Consider the following 15,850-nt stretch of genomic DNA (forward strand, 5'->3'; position numbering starts at 1 on the left):
TGATGGTCTTCCTAAATGCTGGTGATGTTCATAGCCAGAAATTATTTCAGCCATCTATAGATAAGATTTACAATGCTAGGATGGGAAGGCTATATGCGGATTATCTTGCGGCAGATGTATGGCTGAAGACCGGGAATACGGATCCTTCTTCAAAAAAAATGATGGAAGCTACATTCGAGAAGTTAGATATCGACCATGCCTTGTTAATTAAGGGAATCAAAAATCCTGTTAAATATATTGACACCTATTTTAACTTACGCAAACTGGTTAAAGGAGAGGAACGCTGTACAAGCTCAGATATGGAGCGGGCAAGTTATCTGCTCTATAATGTGAAAAATACGGCACTGAAAAAGATGTATTTTAATAAAGTACTGAAGGCCGAACTTGGCAGAGAAGGTTTATCAGATCAGGCACAATCATTATTTAATGATGCAAAACTGGTAATTAAAGATGAGGTATTCATTGCTAATACGAAGATTTTGCTTGACAAATATAAACTCATTGAACGAGGAGCCATTAGTCCTCAGTTTAGTTTAAAAACTAGCAAAGGAGAAATTTTAACACCCGCTTCATTTAAGGGCAAAGTCCTGGTTATGCAGGTATTGTGCGGGAACGCTTCAATTGATAGTGCGTCGGCGCAAAAAAAAGCATTTGAAAAGGTTGCTGATTCTTTCGCGGGTAAGGATTCAATTCTTTTTGTTCGTATAGATATGGGGAAAAATATTAAGCCGGGTAACACGGCTGTCGAGGCGGTTACAGGCGCTCACGTACTGCAGCTCTCGCCCTTAAATAAGAATGAATTTACCAATCAGTTTATGCTAATGAGCCTGACAAGGCATATGATTATAAGTGATCAAAAGATTATGTATTCACATTTACCGGATATTGGATCTATCGGTGTATTTGTGAATGTCGCGAAAATGACAACCGAAATTAACAAGAATGATGAATAATAACAGCCATTTAAACGTATTTAAATCAGCCTTTTGTGCTGTAGTATTTTTTTTAGGACCCCTGCAGAGCACAATGGGGCAGTCGGAAGTTCCCGACATTGTGGCTGTTCAAAAAAATACAATATTAAGGGTGATGCAGAACCTGGAAAATAAACATGTAAGACCCAAATCCATTGATGATAATTTCTCTAAAATTATCTGGATGAAATTTCTTACGGGTTTGGATCCTAATAAGAATGTGTTTTTGAAAAGTGATCTTGAATATTTAAAGAAATATGAGTTGGTTATCGATAATGAATTGCAGGAGGGCTCCGCTGATTTTTTTACTGCCGCATATCAGATATATCATAAAAGATTAAATGAGGCTGCTGCTGGTTATAAGAGAATCCTGGAAAAGCCTTTTGACTTTGCTAAAAATGAAACGATTCAACTGAATGGAGATTTATGTGATTTTGCTGCCAACCAAGCTGCATTGACGCAGTTGTGGCAAAAAAAAGCTAAATATCTGGTTTTGAAAAAAATGTCAGATCTGAACAATGGTAAAACCAACAGCCCTGCGTTAGAAAAGGAAGCAAGGGTAAAAGTAGACAAATGGGTTTCCAATACATTTAAAAACCTGACGGGACAATCGGCATTAAATGAAAGATTTAGTCAATACATCAATACCATTACGCTTGAAGTAGATCCCCATACTTCTTATTTTCCACCTGTGAAAGCCAGAAGTGTGAATGACCAGATGGCAAAACGATTCTATGGGCTGGGATTGGAACTTCAGGATAAAGAAGGTGATGTATTCATTAAATCGTTAAGACCAGGTGGTGTAGCTATAAAAAGTGGATTAGTAGACATCAATGATAGGATTTTGAGTATCAGTGATGCAAAAGGGACTATGGTTGATGTTGCAGGAATTCCAATCACTGATATTGCGGATATGATCCGAGGAGAAAAGGATAGCGAAGTGTCCTTGGGTCTGTTGAAAAGTACTGGACAGGAGAAAACCGTTGCGCTGAAGCGAAGCGAAATAAAGGATGAGGAGGGCAGGGCCAGGAGTGCCGTTATTGAAAAGAACGGTTATAAAATTGGCTACATTTACTTGCAAGAGTTTTACGTCGACATGGTAAACCCTGCCGGAATCCGTTCTGCTGATGATGTGCAAAGAGAGCTGATTAAATTAAAAGCAGAAAATGTGAAAGGAATCATTTTTGATCTGCGCGGTAATGGTGGCGGATCATTGGATGAAGTGGTTAAAATGAGTGGTTACTTTTTAGGAAAAGGGCCAAAAGTTCAGATCAAGGACGCAAATCAACTTAAAATACATACTACAAATGAAGCGTCATTGTACGAAGGCCCGCTTGTTGTTTTAGTGAACGAACAAAGTGCCTCGGCTTCCGAAATATTTGCCGCTGTAATTCAGGATTATAAACGTGGAATTATCATCGGTAGTCCATCAACTTATGGAAAAGGAACCGCACAAGCAACGCTCCCAATGGGAAAAATGGGAGATAAGACCAAGGGAATACCAAATATAAGCTATGGTTCTTTAAGACTTACCCAACACCAGTTTTACAGGGTTAATGGCGGTTCAACACAATTAAGGGGGGTAAAAGCAGATGTAATCCTACCGGGAAAACTGGCTTATCTTAAGATCAGAGAAAAGGATAATGTAACGGCTTTGGCCTGGGATAGCATTCAGCCCGCGGTTTATACGGAATCTAATAAAGCGACAGTTTGGGACAGTATTTTACATTTAGCGAAAGAATCAGTTGGGCAGGATGAAAAGTTTAGGATTGTAGAAGAAAACAGTAAATTGCTGGCGCAAAACCAGCTGAGTCCTGTAAGCTTAAACATAGATAAGTTTAACAAAGAGCAAAGTAAACTGTCAAGGCTTACCCAGCATATTGACCAGGCAATATTGCTGCCTGAACTTAAAAAGAATAAAGTGAGGGGGACGCTGGATCAAAGTGCTGATCCAGGTAATGAATGGTATAAGAAGTGGATTGAGTCGCTCTCGGCAGACTTGTACATTGATAAAAGTCTGGATATTGTGACTAAAATTATTACAGTTAAATAACCTAATACCTAAACTATAAGGCCGATGGCAGATCTTTCAAAGATAGAACCTTTATTTCGGGAGCATTATTCCTTTTTATGTGCTGTTGCCCATAAAGTGGTAGAAGATGAGGAGGTCGCCAAAGATATTGTTCAGAATTTTTTTCTCTACTGTCTGGACAAAATTTCAACGATAGAGATCCATGCGAGCTTTAAAAGCTATGCCTTCCGGGCAGTGAGGAACGCTTCATTGAGCTATCGGAAAAAGTCGAAAAAGGTAGATTTTAACGATGAACTACTGCGGAAAAAAACAGCTAACATGGCCAGTTATTCAGATCAGGATGTACAGGAACATGAAACTGCGCGAGATCTGGTATTATGGGAAATTATCGGACAAATGCCTGAAAAGCGAAGGCATGTGTTTTTATTGAGTAACAAAGAAGGATTAAAGTATACAGAAATTGCTGCACAGCTGGATATTTCTGTAAACACGGTCAAAAGACATATTAAACTATCGTATGAGTTTTTACGTCGTGAGTGTCAGTCACTGGTTAGGATAATGGTTTTAGTTGGTATATGGATTGGATTTTATTAACAGGATATGGATCAGGAAGAAAAATTAAACTGGGATAAGCTGTTGAAGCATATAGAAGGCAATTATGAAAACGATCAGGATGCCGAAGAATTGAATGAAGAGGAGCTTGAATTGCTATTACTGGCAGAAGAAACAAATATGAGGTTAAAGGAAGAAAATCCGGAGCACAAATTTCCGGTAGCGGCAGGCTGGGATGAATTACAGGCAAGGCATAAAGAAAAGGAACAGCTGAAAGTAGTTAAGCTTAATCGAAGTAAATTATATAGGGCAATGGCTATTGCAGCCATACTCGCACTAGTACTGGCACCGGCATTGTGGTTGTTTTTAAAGCAGAATGATGCTGTTAAATCTTCCTCGAAGGGATCTGATGAAATTCACCTTACACTAGCAAATGGCGAGACTGTTGAACTGGAAGCAAGCCAGGCAAATGTTTTAAAATCGGAAGGTGCCACTCTGAATGGTAGTACCCTTATTTATCAAAAAGAAACCAGTTTACCTAAAGAAGAAGGGGCTGAATTACAAATGAATGTACTTGAAGTGCCTAATGGTAAGTATACCAAGCTGGAACTAAGTGATGGAACATTGGTGTGGGTAAATGCAGGATCAAAACTGAGCTATCCTACAGTTTTTTCAGCTGTAAAAAGAGAGGTGACATTAGAGGGAGAAGCTTATTTTGATGTGAGCCACAATGCAAGCAGACCATTTATTGTACATTTAAAAAAGCTGAATGTGAAAGTGTTGGGCACAGCATTCAGTATCAGCACCTTTGGAAATGTGATACATACGGCGCTTGAACGTGGAAAGGTTAGCCTGGAGGCCGGAAATCAATCCATCTATCTATTGCCTGGCGAGCTGGGGAAATACAATAAGCAGGAAAAGCAGTTGTCCAAAACCGAGTCAGACTTAAGAGCTTATACCGCATGGAAAGATTCGGATATTTATTTCGACAACAGTACGCTGGAAGAAATTGCATCCCGCTTGCAACGCGAGTATAATCTGGAGTTCAATTTTGAAAATGATGCACTTAAAAACCTGCATTTTACGATTGACATACCTAAAACACTAGATGTAAGCAAGATTTTAAATAACATTAAATTCAGCAGTAACCAGATTGATTTTAGGATTGATGGAAATAAAGTGCAGGTAAAACAACGATAAGTTTTATGGCTTATCAAAAAAAGGGTGAAAATAATTTGTAATTGTTTTCACCCTTTTTTGTACAAGTGTCGCCTATACTAAAAACCAACCTAAACTATAATGAAGTTAAAATTATTTTTGCGCTGCTTTGCGCTATTGATATTGGCATCAAGCGGACTTCGCGCTGTAGACAAGCCATCTGGAAAGATCAGGTTTAATGTAACAGTTAATTGTCCAGACCTACAATTTGTCGAATTTTCTCATTTAAAAGATCAGGACGAAACTGTTTGGGAAAGAGAGATGATTATGCCTAAAGTAGCAGGTAAGGTTTTAATTAAAAAAGATTTGCCATTTGCCTTACAGATTATATCCTTGAATCATATCCCGGTATTTATAAGTGGACCTCAGGAGGTTAATCTGATGATTCGAGCTAAATCACGGAAAGTTCTCCCTACGGTCGATTTTAATAGTGTTGATGGCTTCAGACAAAGTCTACCTTATCAAATGGACAGCTTATACGAGATTTCAGCAGATAAGTTGGCTAAGATGAATGTAGAGGACCTGGTTGGCATTCTTAAAAACCTGGATGATAGGGTAGATGCCTTACTTAAGAAAGCAGGAGTAGTAAAGCCGGCGGAGCTGTCTTTACTACAACGTTATGCCGGTCTGCTTCGCATGAAGGTTAAACACACTTATTTGAAAGGCCATAAAGACAACAGTACTTTGCCCGGTAATTTCTCTGACTGGTATTTAAAGGGGGAAGGCTTTAAAGGAACGGAGTTGGGTAGGATTTGCGATGAGGTTATTGTTCAGAATTACCTCGTAGGGTTCGAAGAGGGGCGAGCATTGATCAATCCAAAAGCATCAAGATTTGAACGATGGGAGCCCATATTACAGGACAAGAATCAGTTTTTAATAAAAAAGAACGTCATTCCAAATTATTATACACTTTTTCGTACAAAAGGATTAACTCAGGAACTCAATGAATTTTATCCTAAAATCAGAATAGCATTAACGAATGCTGCTGATATCAAAGCGTTTGATCAATTTTATCATACCTATGAAAACTTGCAGATGGGTAAACCTGCCCCTGATTTTGCTTTGCCAGATGCGGATGGAAAACTGGTCCGCTTATCTGATTTCAGGGGTAAAATGCTGGTGATAGATTGTTGGGGTACATGGTGTGGTGAATGTAGGGAAACACTTCCCTTATTTAGGGCCATTGCCGCAAATTATAAGGACAGTAGCGATGTCGCATTCATTACCATTGCACTGGAACAAAAGGATGGGATTTCCTGGAGAGATTATCTAAAAGAACACAACATGGAGCAGGAAATCAACTTGCATCTTGTAGATGGTTCAAAAGATCATGACTTCTTTAGAGATATCTATAAAATGAATAGCTATCCCCGATACATCGTTTTAGACCGAAAGGGAAATTTTCTCGACTCACATTTAGAACACCCGAATCAAAAAATATTCAAAGAGAAAATCGACCAATGGTACAAAGAGAAAAGATAAGCAGCATACTTTGCTTATGCGTTGTGGCAATGGCTTTTTTCGTTAAACCATTGTATGCGCAACAAGCGGTACTATTTGATCCTCATGAAACTTTTAAGTCCATGAGTTATCCGCCAGACGATTTGTATAGAACTGCAAACGGCAGGCCGGGAGTGGGATATTGGCAAAATAAAGCAGACTATAAAATAGTCGGGAGTTTTGATACTTTATCAAGGGTTTTTACCGCTAAAATGACGGTAACCTATACCAATAACAGCCCTCATGATCTGCATGAAATCTGGATTGGGCTGGCCCAGAATCGTTTTAGGAAGGACTCACGTGCTTCGGCGCTTACTCCTGTAAATGGGAGCCGTTTCGGTATTCAGGAGTATACTGAAGGCTTCGTGTTGGATGAGGTCTCGGTCCCGGGGAAACCCAGGAGCCAATTAGCGAAGGCCGGTTATGAGCTAATGAACGATCAACTCAAAATTGATCTTCCAAATACACTCAAGTCTTCAAAAAGTATTACGTTAAGTCTTAATTATCATTTTACACTGCCTGTTAAGGGATCAGACTTTATGGGGATAATGCCCTCTTTAAATGGGTCAATTTATCAGATTTCATCATGGTTTCCCCGTGTAGTTGTTTATGACAACATCAAAGGTTGGAACACGAACGCAGGTTATTACGTGGAACCTGGTACATTAGATTATTCAATAAATGTACCTTCTGAAATGATAGTTCAGGGTACTGGCAGCCTCGTAAATCCCCGGGAGGTTTTAACAAAATTACAATTTGATCGGCTAATGAGGGCGGCTAAAAGTGATACAACCGTTCAGATTCGCAGGCCGGAAGAAATTAACTTGTCGGCAGCAAAACCTCCAGGTAGTCGCTCCACTTGGCATTTTAAAGCCGATAATGCTGGCGATGCGATCTTTGGATTATCCAAGGCTTTCATTTGGGACGCTGTAAAAGTAAATATCCCTGGTAAAGCACCAGCATTAGCCATGTCTTTGTATCCTGTGGAGAGCAATTTTGCCGTTTGGCAGGAATCTGCACAATCCATGAAAAAGATATTGGAAAACTATTCGAAACTCTGGGGCGCCTACCCTTATGCTACGGCCGTAAATATCGGCGGCTTAGTTACAGGGATTGCGGGGCCTGGAGCTTGTTTCCTTTATTATAAATCAAATGGAATGGCAAACGGTTTATGGCCGATTTTGAACCATGAACTTGGTCATAACTGGTTTAACATAATGATTGCCGGTAATGGCCGACATGGTTGGATGGTTGAAGGTTTAAATTCTTTTATCAATCATGTAAATGGAGAACAACTAAAGAGGCAAACTGCGTTTGAAATGCCTGATGCTGTACAATGGCTTACAAAAGCAAAACCAGGACAAACCGCTGCCACTCCCGCTGAACTCGTTGCCTACAGTAATTTTGCTTTACTATCCTATATGAAGCCGGCAATCGCAATAAATCTCCTGAGAACGCAAGTTTTAGGAGCGGAACAATTTGATCCTGCATTTCGTGGATTTATCGCCGACTGGAAATTTAAACATCCGATGCCATCAGATTTTTTCCGTTACATGGAGAACGCAACGGGAGAGGATCTTTCCTGGTTCTGGCAAAGTTGGTTCATGAACGATTGGAGGTTGGACCAATCCCTAACAGAGGTTGCGTATGTTGATAAACAGCCCGAAAAAGGCATAAATATTAAGCTTTTGAATAAAGGAAAGATGGTGATGCCTGTTGTGGTGGAGGTTATTGAATTTAACGGGAATATAAATCGCGTTAAACTCCCTGCCGAAATCTGGCAGAAAGGCCCGGAATGGGTTTTCCATTATCCTTCAACTACTACAGTCATTTCTGTGAAGATTGATCCCGATCAATGTCTCCCAGATCAGGATTATAGCAATAATACCTGGCAGGGCAGCACTGTGCGTAAACCAGTTCCTGCAGGAGTTACCGCAAAAAAGGTTATTGAACAATATCTCCAAGCTGTTGGTGGAAGAAATAAAGCTATGAAAGTGTTTAAAGCAGAGTTTGAGTACTTTAAGCTTGTAGATGGAGTTGAATATGCCTTCATCCGAACTGTGAATGAAGGTCAATATGACACGGAAATCAGGCTTTCCAATCTCTTATACCCCTTACATAAGTACACCACAAAGGAGAATGCGGTCCAGTATAAACAAATGGGGACTCAAGTAGAGCTAAATACCGTACAAAAGAAAAGTATTCAGCAGATGTGTCAATTGTTTCCCGAACTGCAAATTCCTGAATCCGATATGCAGCTGGAAGAGACCATACAAAATGTAAATGGTACCGATGTTTACGTGCTTCATCTGGATAAGGGTAAACCCGGAGAAAGAAGGTGCTATTACGAAGTAAGCAGCGGATTAAAGGTTAAAGAAGTCTACCTCGGGGTTGAAGATTTTAATCTGTTGTATTCTAGCCTGGATATAGCAGAGTATAAACCAGTAAATGGCCTGCTCCTTCCTTATACGCTTATACTGAAGCGGGCAGGCGAAAACATTGTCATATTAAAGAAAAAGCAATTTAAACTAACCATAAACTAATCTTAAAATAATGAAAAGACCAATATTATCACTTCTAGGCCTGAGTATTTTCGCTCTTAGTGTTTCTGCTCAGGATAAACTGGAGCTTACGGCTAAAATGCCGGAACTGATCAACGATGACGTGGTTTATCTATGGAACCCGATCGATAAAACGACAGATTCAACCTACGTTAAAAACAATAGTTTCTCTTTTTCCAACCCGATGAAAGGGGGCGGTTCTACCTTCATTTTGCAGGCCGGCAAAAATCCCGAGAAAACCGGGCTGGGAATGGTCGTTTACCTGGAAGCGGGAAAAATGAATATTGCCGGAAATGGAACAGGGTTTAAGGGGGCAACTTTTACAGGGGATGCTTTTGTATCTGATTGGGTTGCTATGGAAAAAGCAATGGAGGAATCTTATCGTAACCTTGATAAAATTGAGGCATTGAGTATTGAATTAGTCGAAGCCAGAAAATTAGGTGATGAATCTGCTGCCAACGCACTTGCTGCACAGATCACCATGTTAACGCAAAAAGTTGTGACAAGTGGTAAAAAATGGATTGATAACCATTTAAACTCAGGCCCCTCTACCTATTTGCTCAATGCAGTTTTACCTGATATGCTTTCGCGTGAGGAGACATTGGCTTATCTGAATAAATTTAGTGGTAATGCTAAAAATCAGATCACAACAGCTATGTTGTCTGGTCTCACAGGTTCGAGAGCACAATGGTTTGGTAAGCAGGCGCCGGATTTTAGTCAGCCTGATGCGAATGGCAAAATGAGCAGCCTGGCCGACTTTAAGGGCAAATATGTACTGGTAGATTTTTGGGCGAGCTGGTGTACACCTTGTAAACGGGAAATTGCAGAATTAAAATCTGTTTATGAAAAGTTCAAGGATAAGAATTTTACCATCGTAAGTATTTCCCTTGATAAAGACAAAGAAAAATGGCTGCAATCTATTGCTGAAGAACAAATGCCTTGGTTACAGTTGTCAGATTTGAAAGCGGATCAGAATACTGCGGTACTGGCTTACATGGTACAGGGTATTCCCGCCAATTTTTTAATTGATCCAACAGGGAAAATCGTAGGTGTAGGCTTCCGGGATGGTAGTAATCCAGGTGCTAAGACGCTGGAAAACACGCTCATCAATTTGCTAAAGTAACGAGGCATTGACAACTAAACCAAACTCATGAATTATTTTTATCGAACAATATGTGTCCTAATTTGTGGCATCATGTTTTTAACTGTTTTTCTGCAGCCAGCATTGGCACAGCAGAAAAATGAAGACAAGGTTAACATCAATATCCGTAATGGAAAGCTTGAAGAGATCATTCAGGCAGTGATGAAGCAAACTTCGGTTAAGATCGTGTACAATCAGGAACTGGTACAGAAGAGCCCGCGCCAAACTTTTATAGCTAAAAATGAACCGCTCAAATCAGTGATGAAACGGCTATTGAAGGGCTCTGCCCTCACCTTTGTGATGATGGACAAAGTAATGGTGATTGCGCCTAAAGAAGAGGAAGATGAAGAAGCTAAAATTAGTAATACTGTGAAGGGGATGGTGCAGGATGATAAGGGGAATCCGATCCCGGCAGTGACTGTAAATGTAACCGGAACGCCCTCTACTACATTTACAAATGAAAAGGGCACGTTTAGCATTTTATTGGAAGAAGGGAAAAGCCTCACTTTTTCGTCTGTTGGATTTCAAAAGAAAACCGTCAAACCAAAACCAGGAGAGGTGATTACTGTCAGACTGGAACCGGAATTAAATGAGATGGAAGAATTTGTAGTAACGGGTTATCAGACTGTGAATAAGCGTTTGTCTGCCAGCTCTACCTATACCTTAAAAGGGACTGAAGTTAAAGAACCTGGTGCTACAAATATCGTCTCCATGCTGCAAGGTAAGGTTCCGGGACTATCTGTTGCGAAGAATTCGGGAAGTCCGAATGCCATTCCGTCCATGCGAATGCGGGGTACCTCTACTTTGATCGGAAATGCAAATCCGATTATTGTAGTTGACGGGATTATCCGGGAAAACCCAAATGATATTAACCCGGATAACCTTTTGGGGGTTGAGCCAAGTAGCCGTGATATGTACTTAATGAAAGATGGTATTCTATCCAAAGCCAGTTTAACCGGGAATTCCATTAGTGGGTTAAATGTAAATGATGTAGAAAGTATTACCTTTTTAAAAGATGCATCAGCTACAGCAATCTATGGAACCAGGGCCGCAAATGGGGTAATCGTGATCACGACTAAAAAAGGAAAAGCTGGTAAGCCTGAGATTAGTTATTCTAGCACTTTTGGTACTTCACGCAGACCACAGTATAGTGATATGCAACTGATGAATTCACAGCAACGTGTCCGCTTTTCCAGAGAGATGTACCAGGATGGGTATACTTATCAAAGTGTACCCATTAACATGGGATATGAAGGTGCCTTTATGGACCTGATGAACAAAAAAATTACGGAGGGACAGTTTCAGAAAACTGTAGCTGATTTAGAAAAGCTGAATACAGATTGGTTTGGTATACTGTTTCAAAATACGCTGAATGTAAGCCAGCATTTGAGCCTCTCCGGCGGCAGTGAAAAAACGAGTTATTATTCGTCTGCTTCTTATGATGATAATCAAGGAACAGCTAAACAAGATCGGCTAAGGGAAGGTAGTGTTTCTGTAGCCATAAATTCCCAGTTGAACAGAAAGCTTACCTTAAACTTTAATTTGAATGGAAGTCAACGGTTTTCTTCAGGGTATTTTGCCGTAAATCCTCTTGACTATTCGATACAAACAAGCCGTGCAATTTCGCCATCACTGGTTTATCCAAGCATTAAAGAAGATTCTTTTGGTTTTATTACTCCATTGGATTATAACATCCTTAATGAGATTGAGCAGACAGGGAGTTCAGTTAAGAATTCGCAATTGGCATCTTCGTTGAGCCTCAACTACCTTGTTCTTCGTGGACTTACTTTTACTTCGTTGGCAAGCGGAAATGTGAACGCATTAAATTCTGAACAATATGCTACGGAGCTTAGTAATTATGTTGCTCTGAGTAGGGGATATAATTATGGTTCTGTCGCACCGGGGAGCCCTATGGAACTAAATTCTATCATACCTTTTGGTGGGGTTTTGTTGCCATCAAGCTCATCAGTATATAGCTATACGTTTCGTAACATGGCCGAATTTAACCGTAGCATTTTTACCGAAAATGATGTGTTTAATATTGTGGCCGGACAGGAGATCAGGTCTGTAAAAAACGATGGTTTGGACAACCTGCTTCCTGGATATTTGCGGGACCGGGGCGAAGGGTTTTCCATGGTGCCCAATTCTATCCCGATGATTAGCCCAAAGCGGACAAATACGCTTAATAATTTCATGTCTTTATTTGCTACTGCAAGCTATAGTTATGCAAATAAATACATTATAAATGGAAACATAAGAACAGATGCTTCCAATCGTTTTGGCCAATTTGCCAATCAGCGTTTTTTACCTGTATGGAGTATTGCCGGCCGTTGGAACATCAGCTCTGAAAAGTGGCTGCAAAACAGTAAAATCATTAACGACCTAGGTTTAAAGGCTTCTTATGGATTTCAGGGTAACGTAATCAGTTCTGTAGGTCCGGACTTGATTTTGAGTATACCAGATGTTAATTCGGCACTTAATGGTGGGGCAAATGAATTTTATTTGAATATCAAATCTTTACCCTATCCAGATCTGAGGTGGGAAAAAACTAAAAGTTTCAATCTGGAAGTAAATGGTTCATTATTTAATTCATTTCTGAATTTCAACATAGCCTATTATCATAAAAGAACCACTGATGCTATTACTCGAAAATTTATTCCACTGGAGTATGGTGTGCCTATCATGCTCGTTAATGGCGGTAATATTAAAAATTATGGTTATGAAGTGCAGTTGGGCATGAACCTCATCCGTAGGGAGAACTTAAACTGGCGGATGTCTGTAAATTCAGCAAAGAACTTTAATACGCTGGAGAAAGGAACAATTGATGCCACCAGTACGATAATTTCGGATTATCTGAATGGTACTGTACTTGTTGAAGGACAGCCTGTCAACACATTTTATGTTTTTTCATTTAAAGGACTGAATCCAAAAACCGGGGTGCCTATGTTTAATGGGATAGACGGAGATGGGGTGACACCAAAGGGCTCATTTATCGATTATCTAAAACCGGCAGGATCACGTGATGCTAAGATTATTGGCGGATTAAATACTTCTGTAGATTATCATGCTTTTTCCCTGGGGATGTCCTTTGCTTTTAAATTAGGTTCAAAAAGATTGAGAAATCCAGTTTATAAAGTTTCAGACGTATCTATCCCGATGACGCAAGAAAATCTGCCTTCAATTTTGGAACAGCGCTGGCGTAAGCCGGGTGATGAAGCCTTTACTGATATTCCGGCTTTTCCTAAAAATAATGGTCTGCAGGGCGAGGGATTTGTTGTGATGACAAATCAAACGGGTTCTACAACCTCTAGTATGAGTCGTTATGATATGTACAACCATTCTGATGCAAACTTGGTATCTGGAAGTTTCTTAAGATGCAATGCAATTAATTTTTCTTATCGCTTAGCTGATAACCTGGTGAAACGGATGAAATTAAAGCAGATTTCCGTTTCCGGAACAGCTTCTAATTTATTTGTAATCGCAGATAAAAAGTTAAGAGGTCAGGATCCGGAAATTGATGGTGTGGGTACAACAGCGTTGCCCATCAGTAAAATCTTCAGTTTGGGTTTAAATGTGATTTTTTAATAAAAAACTATGAAAAGAAATTTATCTATTTTACTTCTTCTTTCGGGCTTTTTTCTGGTGTCATCCTGTAAAAAATTTTTGGAAGAACAGTCTCAGACGGATATTATCCCTAGATCTGCTTCTGCATTGAACGAATTATTATTGGGTGCCGCCTATATCAGTAGTGGCGGTCCTGGATATGATAGGAGCCTTCGTCTTTTGGATGATGATGTGGTTCAAGGTGCTTTTTATAAATATGGCAATAACATGTATTTTGCCTATACCTGGCAACCAGAGGGCGTCGGTAAAGATGGCTTAACCGGCGGATCGGATTCATGGACGGTCTTGTATCCACGCATTCTTACCTGCAATATGGTTTTAGATTATGCGCCTAAAGTAACCGGTACAACTGCAGAGATAGAGAATGTAGTTGGTCAGGCTTGTCTTTTGCGGGCGTTTTATTATTTTAAACTGGTTAATCTTTATGCAAAACCTTACAGCGATAAATTATCCGATCCGTCCAAAGATCCCGGTGTTCCATTAATGCTTAGTTCTGGTTTATCATTTGAGGGAAAATCACGCAATACAGTAGCGGAGGTTTACAAACAAATCGTAGAAGACCTGGATAAAGGAATTGAACTTCTGGAAAGAAGTGGTAAAAATAACAATGTTTACCGCATTAACCATATCGCTGGTTATTTGCTCTCCTCGAGGGTACAATTACAGCTGGGTAACTGGCAAAAGGTGATTGATGCGACAACAAATGTACTGAATAGAAAGTCGGATTTGATGGATTTGACCACCTGGGGCCCTGCAAATCAAAATGGTAAACCTATTATTGGTCCTGTGAATCAGGAAAACTTATGGGTGCATAGTAATCCTGATGAGGTTATCTTTGACGGGATTACTCAGGAAGGATACAGTTATATACTTTCCGATGACCTGATTTCCAAGTTTGAAACGGGAGATTTAAGATCGAGTATTTACCTTAAGAATAAAAGATCCATTAAACGCCCAACCCTTGGTTACGTGGCGAAAGTTGGGCAAGCTTTCCGGGTATCAGAAGCTTTATTGAACCGGGCAGAAGCTTATGCGCAATTGAATAAATTAGGGCAAACAGGGAATGGGCAGCTGGCTTTGGATGATTTAAACACTTTAAGGAAAAAAAGGTTTACTTCCGCAACTTATCATGACCTGGTAAGTTCAGGTGCTGATGACCTGCTTCAAAAATGTTATGATGAAAAACGCAGGGAATTTTTTGATGAAGAGAATCACCGCTGGTTTGACCTTCGTCGTCACGACATGCCTTCTTTTACACATTCCTATTATGAGAGTGATGTGCAGGTTTTAAAATACGTCCTTCTTGATCATGATCCCGGCTATGTACTTCAAATTCCTAAAATAGCATTAGATAAGAACGTAAAATTAACCCGAAATCCGGATCCAGCACGACGTATTGGACATTAATCAGATCGACATGAAATTAAAAACTTTAGTATACCCATTGATCGCTCTGCTTATGGTTGCAGGCTGTAAAAAAGAGGCCGCCATTATGCCAGATACGATTACACCTGAATATAGTCTTCCCCAAGGGAATCATCCTTACGATACTCAAATCGTGGATTTTTATCAAACCTATGGTTGCTATATGCTATATAAATTTACTGAAAAAGACTTTAACTGGAACATTTCGAATAAGCTTTCCTATGTTGCCGATCAGGGTGACGAGAACTATATCGTACCAGCGCTTGCAGCATTGGATAAATACTTGTTTAAGTATTACAGTTCTGATTTTCTGAAGAAGGCTTTGCCTTATAAAATTATCCTTTCAGCCAGGATCAGAGAAATTGTTGATCGTACAGATACACTCGCTACCCCTGTTAACAGTGTAAGTACTTTTAGTCACTTTGCTTTTGGCCACGCGGGCAGCAGTTTGGCAGGTATGACTGAGAATGAACTGAAGGTAATGAAGGTAGATTTGCATAGGGAATTCTGGATGCAAGCTGTGAGTTTAGGTAAAATCCCTTTGCCACCAACGTTTGTTAGAGCTACTAATTATGAAGATGTGTTTTCTTGGACAGCAAAGGCCAACGGGGTTTTCTTTCCAACGGCGAATGGAGTAGCTACTAATGTGTATACTGATTTTGAAGGATACATGAATGTTATTGCTTCAAAAACCGTTGAGGAGCTAGAACAAAGCTTGTTTAAGCCCCTAAATGATCCGAATGGAAAGTATAAGCTGAAATATAATATGATTATTAGTTACTATAAAACTGTTTATGGGATTGATTTGCAGGGTATTACTCGTTAG

Annotated in this window: 10 protein-coding genes; all 10 read left to right on the forward strand. The window is 39.9% G+C overall.

The window, feature by feature from the left end; translation table 11 throughout:
- The first annotated feature begins 2 nt into the window (after positions 1–2).
- The 10 genes from FBD94_RS13085 (at position 3) to FBD94_RS13130 (ending at position 15,850) form a co-directional block, all read left to right on the forward strand.
- Positions 3–953, forward strand: coding sequence for a hypothetical protein (locus FBD94_RS13085; RefSeq protein ID WP_136880480.1), 951 nt, complete (start codon positions 3–5; stop codon positions 951–953).
- Positions 943–3,024: a carboxy terminal-processing peptidase gene (locus FBD94_RS13090; RefSeq protein ID WP_136880481.1), complete on the forward strand. Its 2,082-nt coding sequence runs from the start codon at positions 943–945 to the stop codon at positions 3,022–3,024. The genes FBD94_RS13085 and FBD94_RS13090 overlap by 11 nt, the downstream gene beginning before the upstream one ends.
- A 24-nt stretch (positions 3,025–3,048) precedes the next feature.
- On the forward strand, positions 3,049–3,597 hold the full coding sequence (locus tag FBD94_RS13095; RefSeq protein ID WP_136880482.1) for a sigma-70 family RNA polymerase sigma factor: 549 nt from the start codon (positions 3,049–3,051) through the stop codon (positions 3,595–3,597).
- A 6-nt stretch (positions 3,598–3,603) separates the two neighbouring features.
- A complete protein-coding gene (locus FBD94_RS13100; RefSeq protein ID WP_136880483.1) occupies positions 3,604–4,755 on the forward strand; it encodes a FecR family protein in 1,152 nt (383 codons plus the stop codon).
- 99 nt (positions 4,756–4,854) lie between these two features.
- A complete protein-coding gene (locus tag FBD94_RS13105) occupies positions 4,855–6,255 on the forward strand; it encodes a TlpA family protein disulfide reductase (RefSeq protein ID WP_136880484.1) in 1,401 nt (466 codons plus the stop codon).
- On the forward strand, positions 6,234–8,816 hold the full coding sequence (locus tag FBD94_RS13110; RefSeq protein WP_136880485.1) for a M1 family metallopeptidase: 2,583 nt from the start codon (positions 6,234–6,236) through the stop codon (positions 8,814–8,816). The genes FBD94_RS13105 and FBD94_RS13110 overlap by 22 nt, the downstream gene beginning before the upstream one ends.
- A gap of 10 nt (positions 8,817–8,826) precedes the next feature.
- Complete coding sequence (locus FBD94_RS13115) at positions 8,827–9,957, forward strand: peroxiredoxin family protein (RefSeq protein ID WP_136880486.1); 1,131 nt, start codon at positions 8,827–8,829, stop codon at positions 9,955–9,957.
- A 72-nt stretch (positions 9,958–10,029) separates the two neighbouring features.
- The gene (locus tag FBD94_RS13120) at positions 10,030–13,560 is read left to right on the forward strand and encodes a SusC/RagA family TonB-linked outer membrane protein (RefSeq protein ID WP_169472296.1); all 3,531 of its coding nucleotides are present in this window, start codon (positions 10,030–10,032) and stop codon (positions 13,558–13,560) included.
- 9 nt (positions 13,561–13,569) lie between these two features.
- Complete coding sequence (locus tag FBD94_RS13125) at positions 13,570–15,006, forward strand: RagB/SusD family nutrient uptake outer membrane protein (RefSeq protein WP_136880488.1); 1,437 nt, start codon at positions 13,570–13,572, stop codon at positions 15,004–15,006.
- Between the two features lie 10 nt (positions 15,007–15,016).
- Positions 15,017–15,850 (forward strand): hypothetical protein, encoded by an 834-nt coding sequence (locus FBD94_RS13130; protein ID WP_136880489.1) that lies wholly within the window; start codon positions 15,017–15,019, stop codon positions 15,848–15,850.

It is taken from the genome of Pedobacter hiemivivus, assembly GCF_005144565.1.
GTDB lineage: Bacteria > Bacteroidota > Bacteroidia > Sphingobacteriales > Sphingobacteriaceae > Pedobacter > Pedobacter hiemivivus.